The 5734-nt window shown below is 52.9% G+C and carries 3 protein-coding genes; all 3 read right to left on the bottom strand.

Translation table 11 applies throughout. The features are described 5' to 3' along the window. The coding region (locus ACEW8P_RS04325; protein ID WP_373511881.1) for a hypothetical protein at positions 1-1344 on the bottom strand (1344 nt) is incomplete at its 3' end. Positions 1345-1631: 287 nt separating this feature from the next. After that, a complete protein-coding gene (locus ACEW8P_RS04320; RefSeq protein ID WP_373511880.1) occupies positions 1632-1892 on the bottom strand; it encodes a hypothetical protein in 261 nt (86 codons plus the stop codon). A 302-nt stretch (positions 1893-2194) separates the two neighbouring features. Continuing rightward, a partial coding sequence (locus ACEW8P_RS04315) for a PAS domain S-box protein (protein ID WP_373511879.1) occupies positions 2195-5734 on the bottom strand: 3540 nt, incomplete at its 5' end.

The raw sequence follows: 5734 nt of genomic DNA, 5'->3' as shown, positions 1-5734 counted from the left end.
CAAACTCTTCGGAACGCTATTTCCGATGCAGACCAGTGTCGTGTCAGAGCCCGCGTTTGGTAGAGGATTGACGTTGACAGTCAGTTGCGTCGTGTCAGAGCAGCCCAGCAGATTAGATGCTGTCACCGTCAAGGTCACCGTGCTGTCAGCGACAAAGGCCGATGCGTTGGCGATGTCGATTCCGCCCAGGTCGAAGGCCACGTTCAATAAATTGTCGAAGCCAGAGACCAAGCTAGTCAGGTCAAGCACCGAACCAGCGCAGACCAAAGTGTCGCTCACAACGATGTCCAATGGGCCGACGTTGATCGTCAGCGTCGTCGTATCAGAACAGCCCAAAGCCGTCGAGGCAGTCACCATTAGCGTCACCGTACTGTCGGCAACGAAGGCCGTCGCGTTAGCTACGGCTACTCCGTCCAGCACGAAGCCTACATTCAGTAGCGTGTCGAAACCGGAGACCAAACCTGTCAGGTTCAGCACCGAACCGGCGCAAACCGAAGTGTCGCTCACCGACGCCGCCAGGTTCAACAGACCCACATTGATCGTCAGCGTCGTCGTGTCGGCGCAGCCCAATAGGTTGGAAGCAGTGATCGTCAGGACAGTGGTGCTGTCGGCGACGAAGGCCGTCGGGTTGGCGATGGCGATTCCGCCCAGGTCGAAGCCTACGTTGAGCAGCGTGTCGAAGCCCGAGACCAGTGAGGTCAAATCAAGTACCGAGCCGGCGCAAACCAAAGTGTCGCTCGCGGCGATGTCCAGCAGGTTGACGTTGATCGTCAAGGTAGTCGTGTCGGTGCAGCCTAGCAAGTTGGAACTTAGTAGCGTGATCGTCGTGGTGCTGTTGGCGACAAAAGCCGTCGGGTCACCCACGGCGATGCCACCCACGCCCCCAATGGTGAAAGCTGAACTCAGCAGGGTGTCGAACCCCGAAACCAAGCTTGTTAAGTCTATGACCGAACCCGCACAAACTAGTGTGTCACTCACTTCCACAGGAAGACAGAGCGATTGACAATTAGGGACGGTTACCTGTACAATATCGCTACAACTCGTCGGTATTGAGGTAGTATAGATAAACTCATATGTGCCCGCCTGAAGATTACCCGCAAGAGTGGCGGCTGTGTTAGGGGTAAAGGTCGCTACCGTGGGGTTGCCTGCCGCATTGGACCATGTTCCACCCACTGGCGTGGCCAGCAGTACCGCAGTACTGGGTACGATGCCATTTACACACGGCAGCACTATATCAGCACCCGCTGAGCATTGTCCAAAAGATTTTGAAACAAAGGCAAGCGTGAATAGCAGGATAAGGCAACCATACCATTTTGAACCGAACAGATTGAAGCGTCTCTGCACTCTGTCCATTGTTGAAAAGAAAAATCTAACCATGATCATTGGGTGGTTTGTATAGAAAAATCAAGTAGGGAATTTTGAAATTAATCGCGATCGAAAAATTAAAGAATCATATATAGCGAGCATGAACCCTTTATTAAGAATCAGATAAAGAGTGTGGGGCATCTAGAAGCACGAGGTGGGCGCGTTCTGGCCTTGACCGGAAGGTGATGGGGGAAGGAAAAGTCTTCATATGGCAATAGTTAAAAATGGCTGGATAGAAAAATCAATTAAATGAGATTCAATTGACCCTATTGTGCTTTGTCGATTTTTAGTGCGTGTGAAGACGCCCCGATGGACTGGTCGACGTCAGCGGTCTTGATGCCATCCTGGCCGTAGTCCAGGAAGACATTACCGCCAATGTAGGGCAAGCCGCCCGAGGGAGGGCATTGGGCCAGCGCCTGTGTGAAAATCCCTTGCGCCATCAGTGACATCATCAAGATAAGTAACTGCCATACATGATTCTGACGGCCCCAGGCTAGCCTGGACGATGAGGTAGATTTGACTTCCATGAGAGGTGAATTGTTGAAAAACTAATAAAACAGATAAATAGATAATGTTCCGGGCCAACCAGGCCAGGGGCGCTTGCTGTTAATTATTAGTGTGTGAAGGAGCCTGAACTAGCAGACGGGTCTTGATGAAACTGTAGGAAGCAAGTACTATGCCAAAAGTTACTAAGCGTTCCCAAGAGATTTAAAATAGTTTCATAAAGCAAAAAGACGAACCGCCCGGAAGCGATTCGTCTCTAATTTTTGTACCCAAAATCAATGATCGGCTGGTTAGCAACTAACGTGCCAATCTCTCACAAAAAGATCTACAACCACTCATCAAGCCAGCTCTTGTAGTTCTCCAAAAACTTCCCATAAGCGACCTGTAATTCTGGCAAGGCCTTGCTCAGTGTACTGGTGTCGTCGGTTTTAAGTCGCCCTTCGGCGTCGCGGGCAATTTCGGCTACCTGCATTACGCCCACCGTACCCGCACTGCCTTTCAGCGTGTGGAGGTGGCTTTTCACGGTGGCGATGTCATTTGCTTTGTAAGCCGTGAGGGCTTCGCCCACCAGTTCGTTGGACTCATTCACAAAATCCTCGTAGACCGACAATACCAAATCCTTACCACCAATCTGTTTGAGCTGGTTCACTATTTCACGATCCAGCACGGGAAGGGCAATCTCTTTGGCCAGGGCCACTTGCTTATCGGTCATCTGGCGGTCGGGTACTTTCCCGATGATTTCCTGCACCTTGGCGATCAGGGTCTGGGCGCGGATGGGCTTGGCCACGTAGTCGTCCATGCCCTGGCTCAGGAAGCGCTCACGGTCTTCTTTCATCGAGTAGGCCGTCATGGCTACCACGGGCGGGAAGGGGTCGTCAGCCGTGCCTTTACCGTACTTTTCGCGTAGCTTCTGGGTAGTTTCTACGCCGTCCATGTCGGGCATCTGGATGTCCATGAACACGATGTCGTAGTACTCTTCGGGCGAAGCCATCACGCGCTCCATCTTCTCGATGGCTTCGAAACCGCTCTCGGCGGTGTCCACCACACAGCCGGCCTTTTTCAGGATCTCGCTGGCGACTTTTCGGTTGACCATATTGTCATCTACCAATAAGATGGTGGGATGGTAGGACGCAAAGACATTATCGATAAAGGCTTCTTCCTCATTCTCAATCACCGACGAAGGCGCAATTGTCGTTTCTTTGGCCTCGAAGGTGAACCAGAACATGCTGCCCTCGTCCGTGTCGGAAACTACCCCAATGTCGCCGTTCATCAATTGGCACAACTGCTTGGAAATCGACAGGCCCAGTCCGGTACCGCCGTAGGACTTTTGGGAAGAGTTGTCCACCTGGGTGAAGGAGGTGAAGAGCATCTTCTGATCCTCCTCCGAAATCCCGATGCCGGAATCATAGACCTCGACTTTGATGAGATCAGTGTTCCCACGTTTCTTTTCCAGCTTGACGTTGATCCGCACTTCGCCGTTTTCGGTAAACTTCAAGGCGTTAGACGTCAGATTCGATAGGATTTGCAGCAGCCGCGTCTGGTCGGCAATGACGTACTTGGGTAGTTTCGGGCCTAGTTTGTAGGTAAGCGTGTTGCCTTTGTTGCGGGCGGTTTGGGCAAAGAGCGACACCAACTTCTCCATCAGTTCTTCCAGCGACAGCGGCAGCTCGTGCAGTGCCATCTTGCCCGCCTCGATCTTGGACAGGTCGAGAATGTCGTTCAGGATGTGCAGTAGGGTTTCGGACGAACGCTTTACGGTCTGGATGTAGTCGCGCTGCTCTTCGTCGAGTTTGGTATTGATCAAAAGATCTACCATCCCGATGACGCCGTTCATAGGCGTGCGGATTTCGTGGCTCATGTTGGCCAGGAAACCCTCTTTCACTTTGAGCGAGTGCTCGGCCTGCTCCTTGGCTTTGAGGAGTTCCAGTTCGTTTCTTTTCAGAGCCGTGATGTCGCGGGCCAACACGGCCACCTCCGAAGGCCGACCATTTTCGTCGTTGAACATCAGCATATTGAACATAAACTGCCGGATATTCCCACCCTTCACGCGCAAATTGCCTTCGATGTTACGCAGACTACCATCGCGACGCAGCTTGAAGAGAGCCTGATGGATGAGTTTTCGATCCGTGAAAAAATCGGTGATCGGCCGCCCAAGTACTTCCTCGGCCGTGTAGCCCGTGCGTTTGAGCACGGAGGGGCTAATCATCGTGATGACGCCCTGTCGATCCATGCGGCAGTAGATGTCTTGCAGGTTTTCAAAGATTCCCCGGAATATTTCTTCACTCTGCCGCAACGATAGCTCGGCCTGCTTGCGCCGCGTTACGTCGCGGGCAATACCGGACACTTCCTCGATCACGCCGCCCTCGAACAAAATAGGGTTGAGGTAAAATTCGAACCAAAGTTCGGTTTCCTCACGCGTATCGACTTTCATCTCGAAATACTGCAGCTTCCCCCGAAACGCATCGCGGTAGCGGCGCTCCAGCTGCCGCCGATTCTCGGGACTCATCATCCGCCAGCCCAGCTTCTCGGTACTTACGTGCAGCGATGGCGCGGTATTAAGCTGGCTCTCAATGAGGTTGGAGTAGTTTTTATTGAAAGAAGTCAGTTGCAGGCTTTTGTTCACCGACCAGATCAAGTGCGAGCTACTGTCGAAGATGGCATTGAGCCGGGCGGCGTACTTGGCCAGTTCCTCCTCACTCTGCTTGCGGGCGATGGCCAGGGCCACCTGTCCCGAAATAAATTCCAGCAGTTCAAGGTCACGGGCGTCATAAGTATTGGGGTTGTCGTAAGATTTCACGCCGATGATGCCCGTCACGCGGTCGCCGATGCGCAGCGGCACGGTCAGCAGTACTTCGGGCGTGGTGCCGTAGAGATACAAACTGTTGGTCTGGGCCAGCTGCTCGATATCCTCGCGGTACAAGAACAGCGCCCGGTTGGACGCGATGGCGTATTCCGTAAGCCCATTACCTAACCGCCTTTTGGTAAAGCGCAGCCCCTGAAAGTACTCATCGACATAATAAGGAAAGTAGAGAAAGCTTTTGGACTGGTCGTAGAGTGAAATGAAAAAGTTCCGGACGTCGATGATCTTGCCCAGTTCCTCGTGGATATTGCCGTAGAGTTCATCGAGATTGTCAGTGCTGATGGTCCAGTTGGCAATACTGTAGTATAATTTCTGCGCTCGTTCGGCCCTTATTTTCTCGGTAAAATCGTGCAGGATGCAGCGAAAAGCCGTCGGCTTGCCGTGGTCGTAACGGCAGGTAACGCTTCCCGTCAGGAATAGTTTACGACCGCTCTTGCTTAAAAAGACCGTCTCGAAGTCAGGTACGACCTCACCGCGCTGGATACGGTCCAGCTGATCCATTGTCTTTTCGCTATACTGCGGATGCAGGATATCCGAGAGCCGAATGGCCGAAATCTCATCCTGCGTGTAGCCCACTACCTCGCGCCACGCGCGGTTAACAAAGATAAACTTGCCGTCGAGCGTGATGAGCTGAATGACGTCGCTGGTGTTATCCACCAAGTCCTGCAACTGCCCGTTGGAGCGCGAAAGGGCCGACTCCATGCGCAGCCGCCGTGTAATGTCGTCGCCCACCAAGGTGAACGAGACGGGAAAGCCCTCGTCTTTCCTCACCAGGAAGGAATTGATAGTCACCGTGCGGAGCGCGCCCGTTTTAGTCAGCAGCGGAATCTCACGGCGGTCGATCCTAATGTCGCGATAGACACCATCTTCCAGCAAATCCTTTACCTCATCCTGATCGGTCGCCGGAATCAGCGTTTCCAGCAGATTTTCCCCCAACAGATCGCTCTCTTCCCAGCCCGTCTTTCGTAACAGATACGGACTGACGGACTGAATCACTAGATCTAA

It is taken from the genome of Persicitalea sp., assembly GCF_041751555.1.
Taxonomy (GTDB): domain Bacteria; phylum Bacteroidota; class Bacteroidia; order Cytophagales; family Spirosomataceae; genus Persicitalea.
The sequence above is the reverse complement of the archived record's forward strand: the minus strand, read 5'-3'. Positions and strand labels throughout refer to the sequence as shown.

What these genes read in the sequence shown, in the direction of transcription:
- ACEW8P_RS04320 (WP_373511880.1), bottom strand. Translation starts at nt 1,892, where the DNA reads ATGGAAGTCAAATCTACCTCATCGTCCAGGCTAGCCTGGGGCCGTCAG.